This window comes from Citrobacter sp. CF971 (genome assembly GCF_006385635.1).
Lineage (GTDB): Bacteria > Pseudomonadota > Gammaproteobacteria > Enterobacterales > Enterobacteriaceae > Citrobacter > Citrobacter freundii.
Genome location: NZ_CP041051.1, coordinates 1,649,008 through 1,674,163, shown reverse-complemented (window position 1 = coordinate 1,674,163; position 25,156 = coordinate 1,649,008). Strand labels below are relative to the sequence as shown.

At 53.8% G+C, this 25,156-nt stretch carries 24 protein-coding genes; 14 read left to right on the top strand and 10 right to left on the bottom strand.

Going from position 1 to position 25,156, the window contains the following annotated elements; translation table 11 throughout:
- Nucleotides 1-24: 24 nt before the first annotated feature.
- A complete protein-coding gene (gene ybiO / locus E6P06_RS11435; protein ID WP_016149831.1) occupies nucleotides 25-2,262 on the top strand; it encodes a mechanosensitive channel protein in 2,238 nt (745 codons plus the stop codon).
- On the opposite strand, the gene rlmF is transcribed toward ybiO, so the two are convergent.
- Nucleotides 2,259-3,185, bottom strand: coding sequence for a 23S rRNA (adenine(1618)-N(6))-methyltransferase RlmF (rlmF, locus tag E6P06_RS11430; protein ID WP_003035241.1), 927 nt, complete (start codon nucleotides 3,183-3,185; stop codon nucleotides 2,259-2,261). The genes ybiO and rlmF overlap by 4 nt on opposite strands.
- A gap of 210 nt (nucleotides 3,186-3,395) precedes the next feature.
- On the opposite strand from rlmF, the gene mcbA reads away from it, so the two are divergent.
- The 5 genes from mcbA to ybiJ all read left to right on the top strand — a co-directional run bounded on the left by mcbA (nucleotide 3,396) and on the right by ybiJ (nucleotide 7,865).
- Nucleotides 3,396-3,656 carry a DUF1471 family periplasmic protein McbA gene (gene mcbA, locus E6P06_RS11425; protein WP_003035239.1) on the top strand — a complete coding sequence of 87 codons (261 nt, stop codon included), beginning with the start codon at nucleotides 3,396-3,398 and terminating at the stop codon, nucleotides 3,654-3,656.
- A 293-nt stretch (nucleotides 3,657-3,949) separates the two neighbouring features.
- Entirely contained in the window at nucleotides 3,950-6,235 is a 2,286-nt protein-coding gene (locus tag E6P06_RS11420; RefSeq protein ID WP_139935247.1) for a catecholate siderophore receptor Fiu, read from the top strand.
- Nucleotides 6,236-6,278: 43 nt separating this feature from the next.
- On the top strand, nucleotides 6,279-6,956 hold the full coding sequence (gene ybiX / locus E6P06_RS11415; protein WP_003035235.1) for a PKHD-type hydroxylase YbiX: 678 nt from the start codon (nucleotides 6,279-6,281) through the stop codon (nucleotides 6,954-6,956).
- A gap of 78 nt (nucleotides 6,957-7,034) precedes the next feature.
- Nucleotides 7,035-7,301, top strand: a complete 267-nt coding sequence (locus tag E6P06_RS11410) for a DksA/TraR family C4-type zinc finger protein (RefSeq protein ID WP_139935246.1) — start codon at nucleotides 7,035-7,037, stop codon at nucleotides 7,299-7,301.
- Between the two features lie 303 nt (nucleotides 7,302-7,604).
- Nucleotides 7,605-7,865 carry a DUF1471 family protein YbiJ gene (gene ybiJ / locus E6P06_RS11405; RefSeq protein ID WP_003035231.1) on the top strand — a complete coding sequence of 87 codons (261 nt, stop codon included), beginning with the start codon at nucleotides 7,605-7,607 and terminating at the stop codon, nucleotides 7,863-7,865.
- 97 nt (nucleotides 7,866-7,962) lie between these two features.
- Here ybiJ and E6P06_RS11400 read toward each other — a convergent pair whose 3' ends face one another.
- The 4 genes from E6P06_RS11400 to rhlE form a co-directional block, all read right to left on the bottom strand.
- On the bottom strand, nucleotides 7,963-9,048 hold the full coding sequence (locus tag E6P06_RS11400) for a malate/lactate/ureidoglycolate dehydrogenase (RefSeq protein ID WP_139935245.1): 1,086 nt from the start codon (nucleotides 9,046-9,048) through the stop codon (nucleotides 7,963-7,965).
- A gap of 162 nt (nucleotides 9,049-9,210) precedes the next feature.
- On the bottom strand, nucleotides 9,211-10,179 hold the full coding sequence (gene ybiB, locus E6P06_RS11395) for a DNA-binding protein YbiB (RefSeq protein WP_003035227.1): 969 nt from the start codon (nucleotides 10,177-10,179) through the stop codon (nucleotides 9,211-9,213).
- Nucleotides 10,180-10,208: 29 nt separating this feature from the next.
- Nucleotides 10,209-12,359 carry an ATP-dependent DNA helicase DinG gene (dinG, locus tag E6P06_RS11390; RefSeq protein WP_003035224.1) on the bottom strand — a complete coding sequence of 717 codons (2,151 nt, stop codon included), beginning with the start codon at nucleotides 12,357-12,359 and terminating at the stop codon, nucleotides 10,209-10,211.
- A 96-nt stretch (nucleotides 12,360-12,455) separates the two neighbouring features.
- On the bottom strand, nucleotides 12,456-13,802 hold the full coding sequence (gene rhlE / locus E6P06_RS11385; protein WP_003035219.1) for an ATP-dependent RNA helicase RhlE: 1,347 nt from the start codon (nucleotides 13,800-13,802) through the stop codon (nucleotides 12,456-12,458).
- A gap of 221 nt (nucleotides 13,803-14,023) precedes the next feature.
- On the opposite strand from rhlE, the gene cecR reads away from it, so the two are divergent.
- The 5 genes from cecR to E6P06_RS11360 are packed head-to-tail and all read left to right on the top strand — an operon-like array spanning nucleotide 14,024 to nucleotide 19,665.
- Nucleotides 14,024-14,701: a transcriptional regulator CecR gene (gene cecR, locus E6P06_RS11380; protein ID WP_003035216.1), complete on the top strand. Its 678-nt coding sequence runs from the start codon at nucleotides 14,024-14,026 to the stop codon at nucleotides 14,699-14,701.
- Entirely contained in the window at nucleotides 14,698-15,693 is a 996-nt protein-coding gene (gene hlyD, locus E6P06_RS11375) for a secretion protein HlyD (protein WP_060855610.1), read from the top strand. Before cecR ends, hlyD begins: the two co-directional genes overlap by 4 nt.
- Nucleotides 15,686-17,422, top strand: a complete 1,737-nt coding sequence (locus E6P06_RS11370) for an ATP-binding cassette domain-containing protein (protein ID WP_101741857.1) — start codon at nucleotides 15,686-15,688, stop codon at nucleotides 17,420-17,422. Before hlyD ends, E6P06_RS11370 begins: the two co-directional genes overlap by 8 nt.
- Entirely contained in the window at nucleotides 17,415-18,548 is a 1,134-nt protein-coding gene (locus E6P06_RS11365; protein ID WP_139935244.1) for an ABC transporter permease, read from the top strand. The genes E6P06_RS11370 and E6P06_RS11365 overlap by 8 nt, the downstream gene beginning before the upstream one ends.
- Before the next feature lie 10 nt (nucleotides 18,549-18,558).
- Complete coding sequence (locus E6P06_RS11360) at nucleotides 18,559-19,665, top strand: ABC transporter permease (protein ID WP_003035205.1); 1,107 nt, start codon at nucleotides 18,559-18,561, stop codon at nucleotides 19,663-19,665.
- Here E6P06_RS11360 and E6P06_RS11355 read toward each other — a convergent pair.
- Nucleotides 19,627-20,037 carry a YbhQ family protein gene (locus E6P06_RS11355; protein ID WP_003035203.1) on the bottom strand — a complete coding sequence of 137 codons (411 nt, stop codon included), beginning with the start codon at nucleotides 20,035-20,037 and terminating at the stop codon, nucleotides 19,627-19,629. The genes E6P06_RS11360 and E6P06_RS11355 overlap by 39 nt on opposite strands.
- Before the next feature lie 131 nt (nucleotides 20,038-20,168).
- Here E6P06_RS11355 and E6P06_RS11350 point away from each other — a divergent pair, with 131 nt between their 5' ends.
- The 3 genes from E6P06_RS11350 to E6P06_RS11340 are packed head-to-tail and all read left to right on the top strand — an operon-like array spanning nucleotide 20,169 to nucleotide 23,130.
- Nucleotides 20,169-20,930 (top strand): endonuclease/exonuclease/phosphatase family protein, encoded by a 762-nt coding sequence (locus E6P06_RS11350; RefSeq protein ID WP_139935243.1) that lies wholly within the window; start codon nucleotides 20,169-20,171, stop codon nucleotides 20,928-20,930.
- Entirely contained in the window at nucleotides 20,927-22,168 is a 1,242-nt protein-coding gene (clsB, locus tag E6P06_RS11345) for a cardiolipin synthase ClsB (RefSeq protein ID WP_003845400.1), read from the top strand. The genes E6P06_RS11350 and clsB overlap by 4 nt, the downstream gene beginning before the upstream one ends.
- On the top strand, nucleotides 22,168-23,130 hold the full coding sequence (locus E6P06_RS11340; RefSeq protein WP_139935242.1) for a YbhN family protein: 963 nt from the start codon (nucleotides 22,168-22,170) through the stop codon (nucleotides 23,128-23,130). Before clsB ends, E6P06_RS11340 begins: the two co-directional genes overlap by 1 nt.
- 100 nt (nucleotides 23,131-23,230) lie before the next feature.
- Here E6P06_RS11340 and E6P06_RS11335 read toward each other — a convergent pair whose 3' ends face one another.
- Genes E6P06_RS11335 through moaC form a run of 4 tightly spaced genes read right to left on the bottom strand, consistent with a single transcriptional unit; the run spans nucleotide 23,231 to nucleotide 25,154 of the window.
- Nucleotides 23,231-23,935, bottom strand: a complete 705-nt coding sequence (locus tag E6P06_RS11335) for a Bax inhibitor-1/YccA family protein (RefSeq protein ID WP_003831536.1) — start codon at nucleotides 23,933-23,935, stop codon at nucleotides 23,231-23,233.
- 41 nt (nucleotides 23,936-23,976) lie between these two features.
- The gene (gene moaE / locus E6P06_RS11330) at nucleotides 23,977-24,429 is read right to left on the bottom strand and encodes a molybdopterin synthase catalytic subunit MoaE (RefSeq protein WP_032938561.1); all 453 of its coding nucleotides are present in this window, start codon (nucleotides 24,427-24,429) and stop codon (nucleotides 23,977-23,979) included.
- Between the two features lies 1 nt (nucleotide 24,430).
- Nucleotides 24,431-24,676, bottom strand: a complete 246-nt coding sequence (moaD, locus tag E6P06_RS11325) for a molybdopterin synthase sulfur carrier subunit (protein WP_032948888.1) — start codon at nucleotides 24,674-24,676, stop codon at nucleotides 24,431-24,433.
- Entirely contained in the window at nucleotides 24,669-25,154 is a 486-nt protein-coding gene (gene moaC, locus E6P06_RS11320; RefSeq protein ID WP_003035188.1) for a cyclic pyranopterin monophosphate synthase MoaC, read from the bottom strand. The genes moaD and moaC overlap by 8 nt, the downstream gene beginning before the upstream one ends.
- Nucleotides 25,155-25,156: the final 2 nt, after the last annotated feature.

Genomic DNA, 25,156 nt, shown 5'->3' with positions numbered 1-25,156 from the left:
ATTTATTTTCTCATGGGAGGAGTCATGCGCGGGATCCTGTTCATTTTTGTTTGTCTGTTGAGTTTCCCGACTCAGGCGGTGACGATACCTGGCGTCACCACGCCAACATCAACCAACGCGCAAACCACAGCGGCGAAAGAGCCGGATATTGAACAGAAAAAAGCGGCTTACGGCGCACTGGCCGATGTGTTGGAAAATGACGCCTCGCGTCAGGAGCTGATCGGTCAGTTACGCAAAGTGGCCACTGCCCCTCCTGCCGAGCCGGTGCCAACCATTGTCCCGCCCACGTTAACGGAAGAAAAAACGGTACTGGAAAACGTCACGGACGTCACCCGCCACTACGGTGAGGCGCTCTCCAGCCGCTTTGCCCAGCTTTATCGCAATATTACCGATGCCCCGCATAAGACCTTTAATCCGCAAACGTTCACCAATGCTCTGACGCATTTTTTAATGCTGGCGGTGTCAGTGTTCGGTTTTTTCTGGCTGGTTCGCCTGTGCGCGCTACCGTTGTATCGCAAAATGGGACAATGGGCGCGGCGGAAAAACCGCGAACGCAGCAACTGGCTTCAGCTTCCGGCGATGATCGTTGGCGCATTCATTATTGATTTGCTTCTGCTGGCGCTGACATTATTTGTCGGGCAGATACTGAGCGACAAAATGAACGCTGGCAGTCGCACGATCGCCTTTCAGCAAAGCCTGTTTCTCAATGCCTTCGCCCTGATTGAATTCTTCAAGGCCATTTTGCGCCTGATATTTTGCCCAACGGTGGCCGAGCTGCGCCCGTTTAACATTCAGGATGCTGGCGCACGCTACTGGAATCGCCGTTTGAGTTCATTGAGCAGCCTGATTGGCTACGGGCTTATCGTTGCCGTACCCATTATCTCGAATCAGGTCAATGTGCAGGTCGGCGCGATGGCCAACGTCATCATCATGTTATGTATCACGCTATGGGCGCTGTACCTGATTTTCAGAAACAAGAAAGAGATAACGCAGCATTTGCTGAATCTGGCGGAAAGATCCCTCGCTTTTTTCAGTCTGTTTATTCGTGCTTTTGCGTTGGTATGGCATTGGCTGGCCAGCGCCTATTTCATTGTGCTGTTTTTCTTTTCGCTGTTTGATCCGGGCAACAGCCTGAAATTCATGATGGGCGCTACGCTGCGCAGCCTGGTAATCATTGGAATTGCCGCCTTTGTTTCCGGCATGTTTTCCCGCTGGATAGCCAAAACTATTACCCTTTCGCCACACACCCAGCGCAGCTATCCGGAACTACAAAAGCGGCTGAATGGCTGGCTGTCGACAGCGTTAAGCGTAGCCAGGATCCTGACGGTGTGCGTTGCGGTGATGCTGCTACTGAATGCCTGGGGGCTGTTCGACTTCTGGAACTGGCTGCATTACGGCGCAGGAGAAAAAACAGTGGATATCCTGATCCGTATCGCGCTGATTTTATTCTTCTCCGCCATCGGCTGGACGATTCTCGCCAGCCTGATTGAAAATCGTCTGGCTTCCGATATCCACGGTCGTCCGCTGCCCAGCGCGCGTACCCGCACCCTGCTGACACTGTTTCGTAACGCACTGGCGGTGATCATCAGCACGATCACCATCATGATTGTGTTGTCGGAAATCGGCGTCAATATCGCCCCCTTACTGGCCGGGGCCGGGGCGCTGGGGCTGGCTATCTCTTTCGGCTCGCAAACGCTGGTAAAAGATATTATTACCGGGATTTTTATTCAGTTTGAAAATGGCATGAACACCGGCGACCTGGTGACCATCGGTCCACTCACCGGTACGGTTGAACGGATGTCCATCCGTTCTGTGGGCGTGCGTCAGGACACCGGGGCGTACCATATCATTCCCTGGTCATCGATAACGACCTTCGCCAACTTTGTGCGGGGAATTGGATCGGTCGTCGCCAATTACGACGTAGACCGCCATGAGGATGCGGATAAAGCGAATCAGGCGTTGAAAGATGCGGTTGCTGCGGTGATGGAAAAAGATGATATTCGCGGGCTGATTATTGGCGAGCCGTCGTTTGCCGGGATTGTAGGATTAACCAATACAGCATTCACACTACGGGTCTCGTTTACCACCTTGCCGCTGAAGCAGTGGACGGTACGTTTTGCGCTCGACAGCCAGGTGAAGAAATACTTCGATCTGGCCAACATACGCGCCCCGGTACAGACCTATCAAGTGTTGCCTGCACCAGGGAATGGTCCAACGTCTGCGGCAAGCGAACCGCTGCCGCCAACCGAGCCAACGCTTTAGCGTTTACGCGCCATAAAACGACGACGCTGATCGTTATCCATAAAGGTCCAGGCAATAAAGCGACTCTGCTTTTGCCCCTGGGCCATCTCTTTCTTGACCACTTTCACCGCGCCCGCATCCGTTAATGCGTGGTACAGCGGAGGTAAGTTCTCGCCGCGCGAAACCAGCGTGGTAAACCACATAACCTGACGCCCAAAAGCCTGGCTTTCGACGATCATTTTTTTGATGAACGCTACTTCGCCGCCTTCACACCACAGCTCCTGCTGTTGTCCGCCAAAGTTCAGCGCATCATCTTTATCTTGCCCCAGATTACGACGTTTACGCTCGCTTCCTGCACGGGCTGAGGCCGCAGAATCATGGAATGGCGGGTTACACAATGTGGCTTCATACTGCTCATTTTTGTGAATGATACCGTTGAAGATTGCCGAAGCATCTTTCTGACGGCGCAGACGAATAGCACGGGTTAACCCCGGATTGCCGTTTATGATCGCCTGAGCGCTGTTAAACGCTTCGCTACTGCTCTCACTGCCCGTGAATCGCCAGCCGTATTCATGCACGCCGATCAGCGGATAAATACAGTTTGCCCCTACGCCTATGTCCAGGATGCTCGCATTTGCCGGAATGGTTCCGCTGGTTTCCCCCAACAGGTCGGCCAGATGGTGAATGTAGTCAGCGCGACCAGGAACCGGCGGGCACAGAAAACCGTCCGGAATATCCCAGTTTTTCACCGCATAAAAATGCGCCAGCAGTGCTTTATTGAGCGCCTTTACTGCCTGCGGATTGGCGAAATCAACACTCTGCTCCCCGCCGGGCGTGAGGGTGAGAAATTGCGTCAGCTCTGGGGTAACCTGGCATAAAGTCGCAAGATCATAACGGCCATTGTGGCGGTTGCGTGGGTGTAATCCCGGTTTCTGGGCGGACATAGCATTCTCCTTTTAACAGCGGCGTAAGATACCCGCATAACGCCACGTGGTAAACACTCACAACAAGGAAATTTGATTTTTTACGCCTGTTTGACGCTTTGCTGATTGTTCGAAAAACAGACAGTTCATCACCAGTTTTTTGCGGTAAATGTCATCCGCTGACGACCTAAACTTATCAGGCACACCTGTTGTTTTTCAGAGGATATCACCATGAAAAAATGCCTCACATTACTTGCCGCTACCGTACTTACCGGCATGACATTTGCCTCCTTTGCTGCACAGCCATACACCAGCCCAGCTACCGGTCAGCTACAAGCTTCCGGCACAGTATCCGCTACCGGCGCCTCTAACCTGAGCGACCTTGAAGACAAGCTGGCAGAGAAAGCGAAAGAGCAAGGAGCAAAAGGCTTTGTCGTTAATTCTGCTGGCGGTAAAAATCAGATGTACGGCACCGCAACTATCTATAAATAACTCCCCTTCCTTAGCCTAACTGCATTCATCCCGAATGCAGTTATGTGCGCGCTGTTCACTTCATTGCAGCTCAATTTGTAATCAATGTGTTGGCATTTTGAATCCAATGTAAATAAATGTATTTATTTTTGAATTAATGAATGTTAAAACGTCGCACTGATTAGAAATGATTATTAAAATCATTATCAATTACACATTCATTTTCGCGAGACCTGCAGGGTACAACATCCACAGAGATGTCCCTTCGCGTGAGTGAAACCGTCTACTCAAAAAATAATAAGTCATTAATTAAAATGGATAAAAATCGCAACTTGCCGTCCAGTAGTTTTCATTCACTGACTTTTTTTGCCGGTCTGTGCATTGGCCTGTCTCCGGTAGCCCAGGCTGTCGCAGCAGGCGATCAGGATAAAAAACAAGAAGATACGTTGGTCGTTGAAGCGGCCAAACCTTCGCTGTACGCCCCAACACAGTCTGCCGACCCTAAATTCTCCCGCCCGGTGGCGGATACCACCCGCACCATGACGGTGATTTCTGAGCAGGTGATTAAGGATCAAGGCGCAACAAATTTGACCGATGCGCTGAAAAACGTACCGGGCGTTGGCGCGTTTTTCGCTGGTGAAAACGGCAACTCCACTACCGGTGATGCGGTTTATATGCGTGGCGCGGATACTTCGAACAGTATTTATATCGACGGTGTTCGTGATATCGGCAGCGTCACGCGCGATACCTTCAATACCGAACAGGTCGAAGTGATTAAAGGTCCTTCCGGTACCGACTATGGACGTAGCGCACCGACTGGCTCTATCAATATGATCAGCAAACAGCCGCGTACCGACTCAGGAATCGATGCGTCGGCCAGCGTCGGTAGCGCCTGGTTCCGCCGTGGTACACTGGACATTAACCAGGTTATCGGCGAGACCACCGCCGCACGTTTAAACCTGATGGGTGAAAAAACACATGATGCCGGTCGCGATAATGTTAAGAATGAACGTTACGGCGTGGCCCCCTCACTTGCTTTTGGCTTAGGCACCGAGAACCGACTGTATCTGAACTATCTGCACGTTACTCAACACAACACACCGGATGGGGGTATTCCCACCATCGGCCTGCCGGGTTACTCCGCGCCTTCCGCAGGGACGTCTGCACTGAATCATTCAGGAAAAGTTGATACGCATAACTTCTACGGCACCAACTCGGATTACGACGATTCGACGACCGATACCGCGACGATGCGTTTTGAACATGACCTGAGCGACAGCACCACGATTCGCAACACCACTCGCTGGTCGCGTATTAAACAGGATTATCTGATGACGGCGGTGATGGGCGGTGCGTCTAATATTACGCAACCCACCAGCAGCACCGACACCTGGACCTGGTCACGCCTGGCAAATACCAAAGATGTCAGTAACAAAATCCTGACCAACCAGACCAACCTGACCTCAAAGTTTTACACGGGATCCATCGGTCACGACATCAGCACTGGCGTGGAGTTGACGCGCGAAACACAAACCAACTATGGCGTAGCCCCGATTACCCCGCCGCCGGTTAATATTTATCATCCCAACAGCGACGTGAATATCGGCGGATTATCGCGTAACGGCGCCAACGCTAACGGGCAAACCGATACCTTTGGCATATACGCTTTTGATACGCTACAAATTACCCGTGAGTTTGAGCTGAACGGTGGTATTCGCCTCGACAATTACCGCACTGAATATGACAGCGCCACCGCTTGCGGCGCTTCTGGCCGTGGTGCAGTGGCATGTCCGACAGGCGTCGCCAAAGGTTCCCCGGTCACCACTGTGGATACTGCCAAATCAGGCAATCTGGTGAACTGGAAAGCGGGCGCGCTGTATCACCTGACCGATAACGGCAATGTCTACATTAACTATGCCGTTTCTCAGCAACCGCCGGGCGGCAGCAACTTTGCCCTTGCTCAGGGCGGAAGCGGTAACAGCGCAAACCGTACCGACTTCAAACCGCAGAAAGCGAAAACCAGCGAGATTGGCACCAAATGGGAGGTGCTGGATAAGCGCCTGCTGTTAACCGCCGCAATTTTCCGCACGGATATTGAGAATGAGGTTGAGCAGAACGACGACGGAACCTGGTCCCAGTACGGGGAGAAACGCGTTGAAGGCTACGAGCTCTCGGTAGCAGGCAACATCACCCCCGCATGGCAGATTATTGGGGGTTACACCCAGCAACGCGCCACCATCCACAGCGGCAAAAACGTTGCTCAGGATGGCTCCTCATCCCTGCCGTATACGCCGGAACATGCGTTCACGCTGTGGAGCCAGTATCAAGCAACCGACGATGTTTCCGTTGGCGCAGGCGCTCGCTACGTGGGCAGTATGCATCGCGGTTCGGACGGCGCCGTGGGTACGCCATCCTACACTGAAGGTTACTGGGTCGCCGACGCCAAACTGGGCTATCGCGTGAATCGCAATCTCGATTTCCAGCTAAACGTCTATAACCTGTTCGACACCGATTATGTATCCTCCATAAACAAGAGTGGATACCGTTATCATCCAGGCGAGCCAAGAACCTTCCTGCTCACCGCCAATATGCATTTCTGATCCATCGCGTGGGGCGAAAGCCCCACTTTCAGGAGAAACACTGATGATGTACCACATTCCCGGCGTTCTGTCGGCGCAGGATGTCGCCTGGTTTCGCGAGCAACTGGACGCAGCCGACTGGGTTGATGGCCGCGCAACCACCGGCGCTCAGGGGGCGCAGGTTAAAAACAACCAGCAGGTAAATACGCAAAGTGAACGCTACGGCGTTTTACAACAGGCGGTACAGACTGCGGTAAATAACAGCGCGCTTTTCTTCGCCGCAGCACTACCGAAAACGCTCTCCACACCGCTGTTTAATCGCTACCAGGACAACGAGACCTATGGTTTTCACGTTGACGGTGCGGTGCGTAGCCATCCGGAAAACGGCTGGATGCGCACAGACCTTTCCGCAACCTTATTCCTGAGTAACCCGGATGATTATGAAGGAGGAGAACTGCTGGTCAATGATACCTACGGCCAGCATGCGGTGAAGCTTCCGGCAGGCGATCTGGTGCTTTACCCTTCCAGCAGCCTACACTGCGTAACGCCAGTGACCCATGGCGTTCGTGTGGCATCCTTTATGTGGATCCAGTCGATGATCCGTGACGACAAAAATCGCGCCATGCTTTTTGAACTGGATAAAAACATTCAATCCCTGAAGGCTCGTCATGGAGAGAGCAACGAGATCCTGTCATTACTCAATCTCTACCATAACCTGCTGCGCGAATGGTCTGAAATCTGATACTGTTGGCGCATGGTCGTTTTTCAGCCATCACCTTCGCTATACTTAGTCTGTAGACATCAGCAGCAGGAGGTACACATGGCATCCGGATGGGCAAATGACGACGCAGTTAACGAACAGATCAACAATACTATTGAAGATGCTGTTGCCCGCGCCCGCGGTGAGTTACCGACCGGGGAAAGTCTGTATGAATGCGAAGAATGTGGCAATCCTATCCCTCAGGCCAGACGTGAGGCCGTGCCAGGGGTACGCTTGTGCATCACTTGCCAACAGGATAAAGATTCACATAGCTCGGCATTTTCAGGATATAATCGCAGAGGTTCGAAAGACAGCCAGCTACGTTGACTCATCTTTACCAAAAGTTTCAGCACATACGATTTCCTTTACGAGCACGCTTTTTCGCACTCTGTGTGGCAAAATGTGCCGTTGTTGGTTTCTCTGTAAAGCGCAATGACAAGAACTGTAAATCCCTCGCCTGAATTTATTAATATTCAATAAGTTATTTGTCATTCAATTTTTTTGATTGATGTCGTCAATTCTATTCGATTTTCTCTCACCAAAAAAAACGTGATACTTATCACATCGACGGAACAACGTCTTCTTAAAGAACACTGACTACTAACAGAACAACCCTGCGAGAGATTAATCATGAAAAATATCAAATTTGCTGTTGCTGCCATCGCCCTGTCTACCCTGTCATTTGGCGTTTTCGCTGCCGAGCCGGTTTCCTCCACTCAGGCACAAAGCATGAATAAAATTGGTGTAGTTTCTGCTGATGGCGCCACCACACTGGATGGCCTGGAAGCCAAACTGGCTGAGAAAGCGGCTGCTGCTGGCGCAACTGGTTACAGCATCACTTCCGCTGTCGGTAAAGACAAAATGAGCGGCACCGCGGTTATCTATAAATAACCGAAAGATTACCTGTACGACCCAATGCTCCAACCCTCATTGACCCTGTTTGTTACCCTTTGTTTGCCCGTCCGCCACTGGACGGGCTTTTTTTTGCTTAGTGTTCCAGTCGTTGACGGAATTCCTGCAACATGGCGTCCGGCATGCCTATTTGCAGCGCCGCCTCGCAAATCGCCTGCCAGCTTCCTGCATCCAGCGGAATACCGTGTTTCAGCCGTTCCTCGCGAGTATTCACTTCCCACTCACCTGGCAACAGGATCGGGGCATCTTCAGCATGCGGGGACGCTTTCACCCACTCAGCAAATGCTGCGACCTGGTTGTCGCAGTCCGGCGCGCCGAACAGTTCCGGATTCATAATAATAGTGGTCATACAGTTGATGATGGCGTCCGGGCTGGTCTGCAGGCTCTCTTCATGTGTGGTTTTACCCCCTGAAAGCGCACCACCCATAATTTCGCACATCGCCGCCAGCGCATACCCCTTGTGCTCGGCAAAGGTTAGCAACGATCCCAGCGGAGAAACCTGCATTACCGCAGGATCGGTTGTAGGCATCCCCTCCACATCAATCAGACATCCAGGAGCTACCGGCTCGCCCTTATGCCATGCCACACGGGTTTTGCCAAACGCGATGGCACTGGTTGCATAGTCGAGCAATAGTGGGAAGGTATTTTTACGCGGAAAAACAACGCAGAAGGGGTTAGTGCCAAAACGACTATCGCGGCCATGAAACGGTGCAACCATCGGGATCCCGACCACACTCACAAAATGCACTGAGACAAAACCTGCAGCCGCGCATTGCTCCGCCCAGTAGCCAATACGTCCGATATGATGCGAATTATGTAATGCCACGGCGGCGATACCGTGCTGACGAGCTTTTTCAATCCCCAGCGTGATGGCTTCGTGAGCCGCCACCTGACCAAAGGCACAATCGCCATCAAGCGTAATCACCACCCCCGCATCTTTTACCACTTTGGCATGACGGTTGATTTGCAGATGCCCCAGCGAGAATGAACGAATATAGCTTGGGATCATACCGATGCCGTGGGAGTCGTGACCGGCGAGGTTAGAGGCTATCAGATGATCGGCCACCAGCCGCGCCTCCTGATCATTGCTTCCCATCTGGTGAAAAACGGCCTGGATAAAGGCGTGCAGCGTTGGCACATGGAAGCGATGTCCACTGTTCATTGTTATCTCCTGTTGTGTCGCGTGTTTGTTGTGTTTCTTATTTTTCAACAAACTATGCTGCGCCACGGCGCTCAGGAGGTCAATAAACGTGCAGAAATTTCACGTTGCCGAAAAGAGAAAACCGACAGACCAGGTAAAAGGCCCGTCGGGATAACAAATGAATCAGAAACTTTGCTCGACGCGGGCAAGTCCTTCGGCCAGCGAGGCGGATTCACCGGTTGCCACCAGGCAGCAGGCCATCTGAATTTTCAACGATGCCGGGACCGGCTCACTGCCAGCCAGACAACGCTCAATCCAGCGCGCGGTGGTTTCCGGATCTTTTGCCACCGGCAGCGGTACTGGCTCGTCAGGCATCTCGCTCTGTCGGTCCTGTAACACTCGCACACCGGATGAATCTATCAGGCTTATCTGCGGGCAGCGCTGCGGGTTGGCATACACTTCGCCCTCGGTACCATGCATCAACAGGCCGCGCCCACCGATATCGCCGAAGAACTTCGCCACACGCGAGACGTATTCCGGGTGGGACACGCTGGAAAGACGCAGCGCCGCATCTTCAGCAAACGGCGTGGCTAATTTAGCCAGCGTGTGCGCACTGTTACGCACGCCCATGCGCCAGCGCATCGCCAGCTGTTTCTCCAGCGGAGGGCACAGCGCACTCACCGGGATAAACACCGGCTGATGACCATCCAGCTTTGCCTGCGCCTGCCCGGCATGCAGCGTTGGCGTAATCCCCATCAGTTCAAAAATGGTTTCTGTCAGCACGCGGGTTGGATCCTCACTGACACCGTGCACGACTACCGGGAAACCGAGCTTATGCAGTAAAATCGCCAGCAGCGGCGTCAAATTCGCCTGCTTGCGTGCACCATTGTAGCTGGGAATGACAATCGGCATGGGTTTGGCAACCGGCGGAGTCAGGCGAATGGTGTGGTTTTGCATCGCTTCGTAAAAGCCCAGCATCTCCGCTTCGCCTTCGCCTTTAATACGTAGCGCAATCAGCACCCCGCCCATCTCAAGGTCAGGTACGTCGCCGTTCATCATATGGGTATACAGTCCGCGAGCAGTATCCTTGTCCAGGTCACGCGCGTGATTTTTTCCTCGCCCAATCTCTTTAATGATTTTGCGGTAATCCATCGATAACTCCTTGCCTGTTGCTCGCATCGTTAACGCCGACGGCGGCGCGTGGGTTTCGCTTTTTCTTTTGGTTTTACTATAACGTCTGGCACAGCAGGTTGCTCTATCGGAAATATGGGTAACGCGTTCAGTAAACGCTTGCCATAGTTTTTGGTCAATAAACGTTTGTCATAAATAACCACTTCTCCCCAGCAGCCATGGCTACGGATGAGTCGCCCAACCTGCTGGATCAAATTGAACGACGCCGCGGGCAGGCTCTGCACCTCGAAGGGGTAGCGGTTCAGGCTTTTCAACCACTCGCCCTCGGTGATCACCACCGGGCTGTCGATCGGTGGAAAAGCAATTTTGTGAATATGCACCTGGGTCAGCAGGTCGCCTTTCAAGTCCAGACCTTCAGCGAAAGATTGCAGCCCAACCAGCACGCTGCGCTCGCCGTTGGTCACCCGTTTGCGGTGCAACTCTACCAGACGATAGCGCGGCTGATCGCCCTGCACCAACAACAGCAGGCGCAGATCGGTAACATGCTCAAGAAAACGCTGCATCGCCCGACCGCTGGCAAAGAGTACCAGCATCCCCTGATGCTTTTTGCTTTCCAGTTGTTCGCGAAAATAGGCGGCCATTTCCGCGATATGCTGCTCTTCGTTATCAATTAACGGTTCGTAGCGCATCTGCGGAATGACGATTTTGCCCTGTTCAACGTGATTAAACGGTGAATCCAGCGCGACAAACCGATCCCCTGCTTTTTCCTTCAGACCACTCATCTCCTGCAAACGCGAGAAGCTGTTGAGCGAGCGCAGCGTTGCGGAAGTGACAATAATATGCGGGACGCTACGCCACAGCAGTCGTTCGAGCTGATCGCTCACACGGATCCCCACGCAGTGGAACCAGACGTGGATCTGCCCGTCACGCACCTCGCGCGTCGCCCATTTACTCACCGGCGCACCTGACGACTGCGCGAGCGATGCCAGCCGCCACAGTTTGCTTTGCGCCTCAAACATGCCCAGCGCCCGGTTCATCTGCAAAATAACCCGATGCAGACGCACAATATCGTGAGTGCCGGTTTTTTCGCTGAGATCGTTGAGGAACAGTTCCGCCAGCCCGCGTAGCATTTCCGTAAGCTTTGCCAGACGCTGACAAATCTCCATCACTTCTGCAGGCAGTTCGCCCATCGCAAAGCGGTGTTCCGCCTCCTGAGTAGCAGGCATATACAGATTAAGAATGTTATTGAGCGATGAAATCAGTTCATACAGCTCTTCACAGTGACCGTTCAGACGCTCGGCATTCGCCAGCGGCGGCGTGGTTTTCGGGCGAAACTGTTCAAGACAGGTCGCCACTAATTTGCAAAACAGATCCAGCTGGAGCCGGTACCAGGGGGCGCTGATTTCCGCGCTCATCTCCAGCGCATCGCGCGCGACATCCGGCAAATGGTGGCCTTCATCAAGTACCAGCAACAGGTTTTTCGGCTCCGGCAAAACAGCTTCGCTTTCCATCGCCGCCATCACCAGCGCATGATTAGCCACCACCACTTCAGCTTCCTGAATCTCCCGGCGGGCGACAAAAAAAGGGCATTCACGATAATAGTGACAGTTGCGATTCAGACAGCTAGCTTTATCGGTGCTCAGACGCTGCCAGAGTCCGTCGTCAATGGCGATATCGGTGTGATCGCGCAGCCCGTCCCACTTGTAGCTGTCGAGATCGCCTTTTAACCTGGCGCAGCGCTTTTGTTCTTCCTGGTTGTTGGGCGTCAGGTCATCGTCGAGAAAAGCCAGCAGATCCTGCTGATTGGGTTCAGTACTGGCCAGCGCCGCTAAGTTACGCGGGCAGACATAGCGTCCGCGACCAAACGCGGCGGTAAAACGCAGGTCGGGGATAATTTTGCGCAGCAGCGGTAAATCTTTGCTGTAGATCTGGTCCTGCAAAGCGACGTTGGCGGTGCTGACCACCAGCGTTTTTTGCTCTTCACGCGCGATGGCAATACCGGGAATCAGATACGACAGGGTTTTCCCCACTCCTGTCGGCGCTTCAATCGCCAGATGCCGCCCTTCTTCACCTGCCAGCGTTTTCGCGACGTCAGCAATCATCTGCCGCTGCGGCGCACGGGGGATAAAGTCGGGGATCTGTTCCTGAAGCGCCTTATACCAGGCGGCGATTTGCGCTTTTAACGCAGCCGTAAGTGCCATGAGAAAACCTGAAATACTGTATAAACAGCCACTATTGTGGCACTTTCTATCCCGTGTCGCAAAAAGAAAAGCCCGACCTTTCGGCCGGGCTCGCAATTACTGCGCTGAGGACGGTTTGCGCGGACGGCGCGGTGGACGAGGTTTATCACCTGCCGGTTTGCCTTCGCCATTACGCGGCTTCGCTTTTGGTGCACCGCCATCCTGACGACGCGGCTGCTGGCCACGCCCTGCTCCGCCCTGCCCGCGACCACCACCGCCGCCACGCTGCTGGCGACCATTCTGGATCGGCTCAGCTTTAATGGAGGGATCTGGCTCATAGCCTGGCGTTGCAATACGCGGGATCTCTTTTTTCAGCAGCTTCTCGATGTCACGCAACAACTTGTGTTCATCGACGCACACCAGAGACAACGCTTCGCCGGTAGCAGCGGCACGCCCGGTACGACCAATACGGTGCACATAATCTTCTGGGACGTTTGGCAGCTCGTAGTTCACCACGTGCGGTAACTCTTCAATGTCCAGACCACGCGCGGCAATATCGGTCGCTACCAGCACGCGTATATCACCGGATTTAAAATCAGCCAGCGCACGTGTACGCGCCCCCTGAGATTTATTACCGTGGATTGCCGCACTGCGGATGCCGTCTTTATTCAGCTGTTCTGCCAGATGGTTCGCGCCATGTTTGGTACGGGTAAACACCAGCACCTGCTGCCAGTTGCCCTGACCAATCATCTGTGACAACAGTTCACGTTTACGTTTTTTATCGACGAAATGAACATGCTGAGTTACCTGCTCGGACGCGGTATTACGACGCGCCACTTCGATTTCCAGCGGGTTATGCAGCAGTTTTTCGGCCAGCGACTTAATGTCATCAGAGAACGTTGCCGAGAACAGCAGGTTCTGACGTTTTGCCGGCAGTTTTGCCAGAACGCGACGAATATCGTGAATAAAGCCCATATCCAGCATGCGGTCAGCTTCATCCAGTACCAGGATCTCCACCTGATCCAGTTTTACCGCATTCTGGTGCTCCAGATCGAGTAAACGACCCGGGGTGGCAATCAGTACATCCACACCGCCACGCAGCTTCATCATCTGCGGGTTAATGCTGACGCCGCCGAAGACCACCAGCGAGCGAATATTCAGATACTTACTGTAATCACGTACGTTTTCGCCAATCTGGGCCGCCAGTTCACGGGTTGGCGTGAGGATCAGCGCACGAACCGGACGACGGCTTTTACCATGCGGCTGATTGGTGATCAGGTGCTGCAACAGCGGCAGGGTAAAACCTGCCGTTTTCCCCGTACCGGTCTGGGCGCTGGCCATCAGATCGCGGCCTTCCAGCACGGCAGGAATAGCCTGCTGCTGAATAGGGGTAGGTTCACGGTAACCCTGCTCGGCAACGGCACGTAAAATTTCAGGGTTTAAACCAAGGGAATCAAAAGACATAACAACTCCGAACCGCCCTGACCGTTACCGGTGTCGTTTTCAGGGAGATACATACAATAGAGATGACAAAAACCACAATGTCATGAAGGGGCGGAGTGTAGCAGTTTTTGTGATGTGCCGCATAAATTATCCCTTCACTGGAAAATAACCGTCCGGACTGGACAAGGCTGCACATCAGTCATATTCTTAATCAATCGATTGATTAAGATCAGAGTCGTGCCATGAATACACCCACCATGACAACCAAAGGTGAACAGGCGAAGAACCAGCTCATTGCCGCCGCATTGGCGCAATTCGGCGAGTATGGTCTGCACGCCACGACGCGCGATATCGCTGCACAGGCCGGGCAAAACATTGCGGCTATCACCTACTATTTTGGCTCAAAAGAGGATTTATATCTCGCCTGCGCTCAGTGGATTGCAGATTTTATCGGCTCACAGTTTCGTCCGCACGCTGAAGAGGCCGAGCGTTTATTCGCTCAGCCAGAACCGGATCGTGGCGCGATGCGTGAACTGATCCTGCGCGCCTGCAAAAATATGATCATGCTGTTAACCCAGGACGACACCGTTAACCTGAGTAAATTTATCTCGCGTGAACAGCTTTCCCCCACTGCGGCTTATCAACTGGTGCACGACCAGGTTATCAATCCGCTGCATACACACCTGACGCGCCTAATTGCCGCCTATACCGGCGGCGATGCCAACGATACCCAAATGATTCTGCATACCCACGCCATACTCGGCGAGGTACTGGCTTTTCGTCTGGGGAAAGAAACCATTCTGTTGCGTACGGGCTGGTCACAATTTGATGAGGATAAAACCGCGCTGATTGACCAAACGATCACCTGTCACATCGATCTTATTCTGCAAGGTTTAACGCAAAGGAGTCTGGAGTCATGAAAAAACCTGTCGTTCTCGGGCTGGTTATCGCGGCCCTCGTTGCCGTGATTGCCGGTGGAACGTGGTGGTATCAGAGTCGGCAAGATAACGGCCTGACGCTGTACGGCAATGTCGACATCCGTAGCGTCAACCTGAGTTTTCGCGTCGGCGGCAGGCTGGCCTCGCTGGCTGTTGACGAAGGCGATGCGATTACCGCCGGTCAGGTGCTGGGCGAACTGGATCGCGCGCCGTATGAAAACGCATTAATGCAGGCAAAAGCCAACGTTGCCGCCGCGCAGGCGCAATACGATCTGATGCTGGCAGGGTATCGCGAAGAAGAGATCGCGCAAACCGCGGCGGCAGTCAAACAGGCGCAGGCCGCCTATGATTACGCGCAGAATTTTTACAATCGGCAGGTAGGATTGTGGAAAAGCCGTACCATTTCTGCCAACGATCTGGAAAATGCGCGTTCATCTCGCGATCAGGCGTTAGCTTCATTGAAATCCGCACAGGATAAACTCACGCAATATCGCAGCGGTAATCGTGTGCAGGACATCGAACAGGCAAAAGCCACGCTCGAACAAGCTCAGGCAGAGCTGGCACAGGCAGAACTTAATTTGCATGATACCACGCTGACCTCGCCATCTGACGGCACGCTTCTCACCCGCGCGGTTGAACCCGGCAGCATGCTGAACGAAGGGAGCACGGTACTGACGCTGTCGCTCACGCGTCCGGTATGGGTCCGCGCCTACGTTGACGAACGCAATCTGAGCCAGGCGCAGCCAGGACGTGAGATCCTGCTCTATACCGACGGTCGCCCGGACAAACCGTATCACGGCAAAATCGGCTTTGTGTCACCAACCGCCGAATTTACGCCGAAAACGGTCGAGACTCCTGATCTGCGCACCGATCTGGTGTATCGCCTGCGAATTGTCGTAACCGACGCGGACGATGCGCTACGTCAGGGAATGCCGGTAACGATAAAATTTGGCGATGAGGCACGGCATGAATGACGCCGTCATTACGCTTAAAGGGCTGACGAAAAACTTTGCTGGAATGGAAAAACCGGCCGTCGCCCCGCTCGACTGTATCGTGCATGCGGGCTACGTGACCGGGCTTGTCGGGCCGGACGGCGCGGGCAAAACCACGCTGATGCGCATGCTGGCGGGATTATTAAAACCTGATGCCGGAAGTGCTGCGGTAATTGGTTTTGACCCCATCAAAGACGACAGCGCGCTGCACGCGGTGCTGGGCTATATGCCGCAGAAATTTGGTCTGTATGAAGATTTGACCGTCATGGAGAACCTCAATCTCTATGCCGATTTGCGCAGCGTCACCGGTGAGGCGCGAGAAAAAACCTTTGCCCGACTACTGGAGTTTACCTCTCTGGGGCCATTTACCGGACGACTGGCCGGCAAACTTTCCGGCGGCATGAAGCAGAAGCTCGGGCTAGCCTGTACGCTGGTCGGCGAACCCAAAGTGTTGCTGCTGGATGAGCCAGGTGTGGGTGTCGACCCAATTTCCCGTCGCGAACTGTGGCAAATGGTCCACGAACTGGCCGGAGACGGCATGCTGATCCTCTGGAGTACGTCGTATCTGGATGAAGCAGAGCAATGCCGTGATGTGCTGCTGATGAACGAAGGCGAATTGTTATACCAGGGCGATCCTACTCAGCTTACGCAAACCATGGCTGGTCGCAGCTTCCTGATGAGCAGTCCGCAGGAAAATAACCGCCGACTGCTGCAACGCGCGTTAAAACTACCGCTGGTCAGCGACGGAATGATTCAGGGGAAATCCGTCCGTTTAATCCTGAAAAAAGAGGCGACAGCTCAGCAGATCCAAAACGCTGACGGCATGCCGCAGATAACCATCAATGAAACTGCACCCCGCTTCGAAGATGCCTTTATCGATTTACTCGGCGGAGCCGGAACATCGGAATCCCCGCTGGGCGCTATCCTGCATACCGTAGAAGGCACGCCTGGCGAAACGGTGATCGAAGCCAAAGCTCTGACCAAGAAGTTTGGCGATTTTGCCGCGACCGACCACGTAGACTTTTCCGTACAGCGCGGCGAGATTTTTGGTCTGTTAGGACCCAACGGTGCCGGCAAATCCACCACCTTTAAAATGATGTGCGGCCTGCTGGTCCCCACCTCCGGTAAAGCGCTGGTGCTGGATATGGACCTGAAAGTCAGCTCCGGCAAAGCGCGTCAGCATCTGGGCTATATGGCGCAGAAATTCTCCCTGTACGGTAACCTGACGGTTGAACAAAATCTGCGTTTTTTCTCCGGCGTCTACGGCCTGCGTGGTCGGGCGCAGAAGGAGAAAATCGATCGAATGAGCGAGGCATTTGGCCTGAAGAGTATCGCTTCCCACGCCACCGACGAACTGCCGCTAGGGTTTAAGCAGCGTCTGGCGCTGGCCTGCTCGCTGATGCATGAACCCGACATTCTGTTCCTTGATGAACCCACTTCCGGGGTCGATCCCCTCACCCGTCGTGAGTTCTGGTTGCATATCAACAGCATGGTGGAAAAAGGCGTCACGGTGATGGTGACCACCCACTTTATGGACGAGGCGGAATACTGCGATCGCATCGGGTTGGTGTATCGCGGCAAACTGATTGCCAGCGGAACACCGGACGACCTGAAAGCTCAGGCTGCCGACAGCGACACGCCGGACCCGACCATGGAGCAGGCGTTCATTACGCTAATCAATGACTGGGATAAGGAGCACGCGCATGAGTAACTCCGCTCTCTCCTGGCGTCGCGTACGTGCGCTGTGCGTGAAAGAGACGCGCCAGATCGTTCGCGATCCCAGCAGTTGGCTGATTGCGGTGGTGATCCCGCTGCTGCTGCTGTTTATCTTCGGCTACGGGATAAACCTCGACTCCAGCAAACTGCGGGTCGGGATTTTGCTCGAACAGCAAAGCGAAGAGGCGCTGGATTTTACCCATACTATGACCGGTTCGCCGTATATTGACGCCACCATCAGCGATAACCGGCAGGAATTGATTGAGAAAATGCAGGCCGGGCGCATTCGCGGGCTGGTGGTGATCCCTGTGGATTTTGCCCAGCAGATGGCGCGGCCTAATGACGTGGCACCGATCCAGGTGATCACCGATGGCAGCGAACCCAATACCGCCAACTTTGTGCAGGGTTATGTCGAAGGCATCTGGCAGATTTGGCAGCAACAGCGGGCGGAAGATCGTGGGGGATCGTTCGAGCCTTTGATCGACGTGCAAACACGCTACTGGTTTAACCCGGCGGCCATCAGCCAGCACTTTATTATTCCCGGGGCGGTAACCATCATCATGACGGTGATTGGCGCGATCCTCACCTCATTAGTGGTGGCGCGCGAATGGGAACGCGGAACCATGGAGGCACTGCTTTCTACCGAAGTCACCCGCGTCGAATTACTGCTGTGCAAACTGATCCCCTATTATTTCCTCGGCATGCTGGCGATGCTGCTGTGTATGCTGGTGTCGGTATTTATTCTTGGCGTGCCCTATCGCGGCTCGTTGCTGATCCTGTTTTTCATTACCAGCCTGTTTCTGCTCAGTACGCTTGGCATGGGGTTGCTTATTTCCACCATCACCCGCAACCAGTTTAACGCCGCGCAGGTCGCGCTGAACGCCGCTTTCCTGCCCTCGATTATGCTGTCAGGTTTTATCTTCCAGATAGACAGCATGCCCGCGATTATCCGGGCGGTAACCTACATTATTCCGGCGCGTTATTTCGTCAGTACCCTGCAAAGCCTGTTTCTGGCGGGAAATATTCCGGTGGTGCTGATTATTAACGTGCTGTTTTTAATCGCTTCGGCGGTGATGTTTATTGGCCTGACGTGGCTTAAAACCAAACGTCGGCTGGATTAAGGGGACGGGCATGTTTCATCGCTTATGGACATTAATTCGCAAAGAGCTGCAATCGCTATTACGCGAACCGCAGACGCGAGCCATTCTGATTTTACCGGTGCTGATTCAGGTGATCCTGTTCCCGTTCGCGGCAACGCTGGAAGTCACCAACGCCACGATCGCTATCTATAACGAAGACAACGGTAAACATTCGGTTGAGCTTACCCAGCGCTTCGCCCGCGCCAGCGCTTTTACGCATGTTCTGCTGCTGAAAAGCCCGCAGGAGATTAAACCTACCATCGATACGCAAAAAGCCCTGCTGCTGGTGCGCTTCCCGGCCAATTTTTCGCGCAACCTGGACACCTTCCAGCAAGCTCCCATGCAGATTATCCTCGACGGGCGTAACTCCAACAGCGCGCAAATTGCCGCCAATTACCTGCAGCAAATCGTTAAGACGTATCAGCAGGAGCTGATGGACGGCAAGCTGAAACCAAACAACAGCGAGCTGGTCGTGCGTAACTGGTACAACCCGAATCTGGATTATAAATGGTTCGTGGTGCCGTCGCTGATCGCCATGATCACCACTATCGGCGTAATGATCGTCACCTCGCTCTCGGTTGCCCGTGAGCGCGAACAAGGCACGCTGGATCAGCTGCTGGTCTCCCCGCTTACCACCTGGCAGATTTTCATCGGCAAAGCAGTTCCCGCGCTGATTGTGGCCACCTTTCAGGCCACCATTGTGCTGGCAATTGGTATCTGGGCTTATGACATTCCATTTGCCGGTTCACTGGGGTTGTTCTATTTCACAATGGTAATTTACGGGCTGTCGCTGGTCGGCTTTGGTCTGCTGATTTCATCGCTGTGCGCCACCCAGCAGCAAGCGTTTATCGGCGTGTTTGTGTTTATGATGCCGGCGATTTTACTCTCGGGCTACGTCTCACCAGTCGAAAACATGCCGGTCTGGTTGCAGAATCTGACGTGGATAAACCCGATCCGCCATTTTACGGACATCACGAAACAGATTTACCTGAAGGATGCGAGTCTGCAGATTGTCTGGGGAAGTTTGTGGCCGCTGTTGGTGATAGCGGCCACAACCGGCTCAGCGGCGTATGCGATGTTTCGACGTAAGGTGATGTAGCTTTTTGTCTTTCGCCAGCAGCGAGACCACGGCGGGTCCGGCCAGGATCACCAGACCCGCCAGTGCCAGCAAGACGTTGTTTTGCAGCACGCGCGACAGCAACCACAGCACGATCATTGCGGCACCGAAATACCACGTGGTAGTCAGCTCTTCCAGCACATCAGCGACGTCACGCCAGCGTTGTTCATGGTGACGTTGCAAGGCCAGCATTAATAAAACCGTTACGCCGTAAACGACGCATAATCCCAGGCCGACGCGCACCAGCGTGCCGCTCATCCAGCCCATTACCAGCAACGCCACTACCAGTAAATGCAACACAATCTGCCAGCAACTTAGACCCGTTGCGACACGAACACGTTGTTGCCACCTCATGGCTTTTCTCCTGAAGGATTTTCAACTAATTGTTCAGAGTACCGGACTTTACGGAAAATTCCGCAACACTGCATCTTTTTGTGACGATGACTACACTATTTTATTTAGGAAGTGACGCCAACGGGAGGCTCATGAGCGGATCGGGAGTTCAATTTTCATTCAATGTGCTCACCATTAATACTCACAAAGGGTTCACCGCCTTCAACCGGCGTTTTATTTTACCTGAGCTAAGGGAGGCCGTCAGAACGGTCGGTGCAGACATTGTATGCCTACAGGAAGTGATGGGTGCGCACGAAGCTAATTCGCTGCACATTGAGAACTGGCCGGATACCAGCCACTACGAATTTCTGGCGGACACGATGTGGAGCGACTTCGCCTATGGGCGTAACGCCGTGTACCCGCAGGGACATCACGGAAATGCTGTGCTGTCGCGGTATCCCATTGAGCATTATGAAAATCGTGATGTGTCGGTCGGCGCGAGTGAAAAGCGCGGAGTCCTTTACTGCCGAATCGTACCGCCAATGCTCTCCCACCCCATCCATGTGATGTGTGTGCACCTCGGCCTGCGTGAAGCTCACCGCCAGGCCCAGCTCGCAATGCTGGCAGACTGGGTTAACGCCCTGCCCGACGCGGAGCCGGTGGTGATTGCCGGGGATTTTAACGACTGGCGGCAAACGGCCAATCGCCCGTTGAAAGCCAAAGCTGGCCTTGACGAAATTTTTACCCGCGCCCACGGCCGCCCGGCGCGAACATTTCCGGTGCAGTTTCCCCTGCTGCGTCTGGACAGGATCTATGTGAAAAACGCGAATGCCAGTACCCCAACGACGCTGGCGCTGCGTCACTGGCGACATTTGTCCGATCATGCCCCTCTGAGTGCGGAGATTCATTTATGAAATATGGCTGGCGTGAAGGCAATCAAATTCAACTACTGGAAAACGGCGATCAATTCTACCCCGCCGTCTTTGACGCCATTGAACAGGCGCAACAAAAAATAATCCTCGAGACCTTTATCTGGTTTGAAGATGCGGTAGGAAAACAGCTGCATGCCGCGTTGCTCGAAGCCGCCCGGCGAGGAATCAAAGCAGAGGTGTTACTGGATGGCTACGGCTCGCCTGATCTTAGCGACAGTTTTGTCGAAGAGCTCACCGTAGCCGGCGTTGTTTTCCGCTACTACGATCCGCGTCCGCGTCTGTTCGGGATGCGCACTAATCTCTTTCGTCGTATGCATCGCAAAATTGTGGTCATTGATGATCGTGTTGCCTTTGTTGGCGGCATCAATTACTCCGCTGAACACATGTCTGATTACGGTCCGGAGGCCAAGCAGGATTACGCCGTGCGCGTTGAAGGTCCAGTCGTTGCTGACATTCTGAAATTCGTGCTGGAAAACTTGCCCGGACAGAGCGCTGTACGACGCTGGTGGCGACGTCATCACCGGGCAATCGACAATCATCGCCCCGGCGAAGCGCAGGCGCTGTTTGTCTGGCGCGATAACGAAGAACATCGTGATGATATTGAACGCCACTATCTGAAAATGCTGACCCAGGCACGGCGGGAAGTGATCATCGCCAATGCCTACTTCTTTCCCGGCTATCGCTTTCTGCATGCCATGCGTAAAGCGGCCCGACGGGGCGTGCGGGTAAAACTCATCGTGCAAGGTGAACCGGATATGCCGATTGTGAAAGTGGGTGCCCGCCTGCTGTACAACTATCTGGTAAAAGGCGGCGTCCATGTCTATGAATACCGCCGTAAACCTCTGCATGGCAAAGTGGCGCTGATGGACGATCACTGGGCGACGGTGGGTTCCAGCAATCTTGATCCACTGAGCCTGTCACTGAATCTGGAGGCAAATCTGATTATTCATGACCGCACGTTTAATCAGACCCTGCGTGACAACCTGAACCCTATTATTGCGCAGGACTGCAAGCGGGTTGATGAATCCATGCTGCCAAAACGCACCTGGTGGAACCTGACCAAGAGCGTACTGGCCTTCCACTTTTTACGCCACTTCCCGGCGCTGGTCGGCTGGCTGCCGGCGCATACCCCGCATCTGGCCGAGGTAGAGCCGCCCGCGCAGCCTGCTCTGGAAACTCAAGACCGTATACAAACTGAGGATGCAGGAGGGAAAACCTGATGGCAAAAAGCCACCGACGCTGGCGGTTAGCGAAAAGGATCCTCACATGGCTGTTTTTTATTGCGGTGATCGTGCTGCTGGTTGTTTATGCCAGCAAGGTCAACTGGCAGGAAGTGTGGACGGTAATTCGCGATTACAATCGGATCGCCCTGCTCAGCGCCGTGGGGTTGGTGATCGTCAGTTATTTACTTTACGGCTGTTATGATCTGCTCGGGCGCTACTACTGCGGCCACAAACTGGCAAAACGCCAGGTCATGCTGGTGTCGTTTATCTGTTACGCCTTCAACCTGACATTGAGCACCTGGGTGGGTGGTATAGGGATGCGTTATCGCCTTTACTCGCGCCTCGGATTGCCGGGGGGCACAATAACGCGGATTTTTTCGCTGAGTATTACCACTAACTGGCTGGGCTATATTCTGCTGGGCGGTTTTATATTTACCTTCGGCGTCGTCGAACTGCCCGCACACTGGTATATCGATGAAGGCACATTGCGCATCTTAGGCATTGCGCTGCTGCTGATTATTGTTGTTTATCTGTGGTTTTGCGCCTTCGCTAAACATCGTCATATCACCATCAAGGGCCAAAAACTGGTGCTGCCCTCCTGGAAATTTGCCCTCGCGCAAATGACGATATCCAGTGCGAACTGGATGGTAATGGGGGCGATTATCTGGTTGTTGCTCGGTCAGAATATCGATTATTTCTTCGTGCTGGGCGTGCTGCTGGTGAGCAGTATTGCCGGCGTAATCGTGCATATTCCGGCGGGGATCGGCGTGCTGGAAGCGGTGTTTATGGCGCTGCTGGCAGGAGAAGACTCGTCTCAGGGAACGATCATTGCTGCCCTGCTCGCGTATCGCGTGTTGTACTATTTTATTCCGCTGCTTCTGGCACTGGTGTGTTATTTGCTGCTGGAGAGTCGGGCAAAAAAGTTGCGGGTAAAAAACGAGAAGGCGATGGCGAAATGATGGTGTATATAGTGCCGGCTGCGGCGTAACGCCTTATCCGGCCTACTTTCGATACCAAGCGGTAGGCCGGATAAGCGAAGCGCCATCCGGCAACAGAGAATTAACGACGATTACCGAAAATACGCAGCAGCATCAGGAACAGGTTGATGAAGTCCAGATACAGCGTTAAGGCCCCAAGAATCGCGTATTTACGCAGATTGGAGCTGTCGCGCAGGTCAATCTGCTCACCGATATTTTTCAACTTCTGCGTGTCATAGGCGGTCAGACCAACAAACACAATCACCCCGATATAGGTCACCGCCCACATCAGCGCTTCGCTCTTCAGCCAAAAGTTAACCAGTGAGGCCAGTACAATACCGATCAGCGCCATAAACAGCATATTGCCGAAGCCGCTCAGATCACGTTTGGTGGTGTAGCCATACAAACTCATGATCCCGAACATCCCTCCGGTAACCACAAAGGTGCTGGCGATAGACGAGTAGGTATAGACGATAAAAATGCTTGATAGCGTCAGCCCGGTTAATGCCGAGTAGAGCATAAACAGCGTGGTCGCCATACCCGCGCTCAGCCTTTGCACCATGCCGGACAGGACGAACACCAGCGCCAGTTGAGCGATGATCAGGCCAAAGAAGGTGATTTTGCTGGAGAAGACAAACATCATCACCGCGGGCGTATTTGCCGCATACCAGGCGATAAACGCCGTCAGCAACAGTCCGCAGGTCATCCAGCCGTATACCTGCGCCATATACGTTTGCAGGCCGGAACGGGCCTGTACAATAGAATCGGATCGTGGGAATCGGTCCATGACAATCTCCTGAATCAGTATGAGCCTACAACAATTGTACTCTACCAGCGTTTTGCTGCTAGCTTATCGCTGTCGCGGGCATCAACCCAGCGCTCACCTTCCGGCGTGGCCTCGCGTTTCCAGAACGGCGCGCGGGTTTTCAGGTAATCCATAATGAACTGCCCGGCATCAAACGCGCTGCTGCGATGCGCACTGGTCACGCCAACAAACACGATTTCGTCACCCGGCCACAGTTCGCCAATGCGATGAATCACCGTCACCCGACCCAGCGGCCAGCGCAAACGCGCTTCGTCGACAATCTCCGCCAGCGCTTTTTCGGTCATTCCCGGATAGTGTTCCAGCGTTAACGCCTTAACGCTGTCACCGAGATTGTGATTGCGCACTTTACCGGTGAAAGTGACTACCGCGCCGTCTTCATCGCGCTCTGCCAGCCAGGGATACTCATCCCCGACGCGAAACGGCGCAGGGCCAACAACAATTCGCGTTTCAGTCATTTTAGCCTCCGGTTACCGGCGGGAAGAAAGCGACTTCATCACCCGCGTTAAGAGGATGATCAAAACTGACCAACGTCTGATTTACCGCCGCCAGCAGCTTGCCGTCTTCCAGCGCCAACGCCCAGCGATCGCTTTTTGCCGCAAGATGCTTGCGCAGCGCTTCTACCGTTGCAAACTCGGCGGCAACCTCTAACGCATCGGTGTTTACCAGTTCGCGTACCTGAGCAAAGAAGAGAACCTTAATCATGCGCATCTACCTTAAAATCTCCGGACTTGCCGCCGCTTTTTGCCAGCAGACGCACCGGACCAATCACCATATCCTTTTGCACCGCTTTGCACATATCGTAGATGGTCAACGCCGCCACGGAGGCCGCCGTTAACGCTTCCATTTCAACGCCGGTTTTACCGGTCAGGCGACACAGCGTTTCAATCCGTACGCGGTTGTGCTCCGGTTCAGCGTGAAGATTGACTTCCACCTTACTCAGCATCAGCGGATGGCACAGCGGGATAAGATCCCAGGTACGTTTGGCAGCCTGAATACCCGCAATACGCGCCGTGGCGAATACATCACCTTTATGGTGGCTGCCATCGATAATCATCGCCAGCGTTTCGCTACGCATAGTCACGAATGCTTCAGCACGCGCCTCGCGTACAGTTTCCGCTTTGGCGGAGACATCCACCATATGCGCTTCGCCAGCGGCGTTAATATGAGTCAGTTGCGACATAC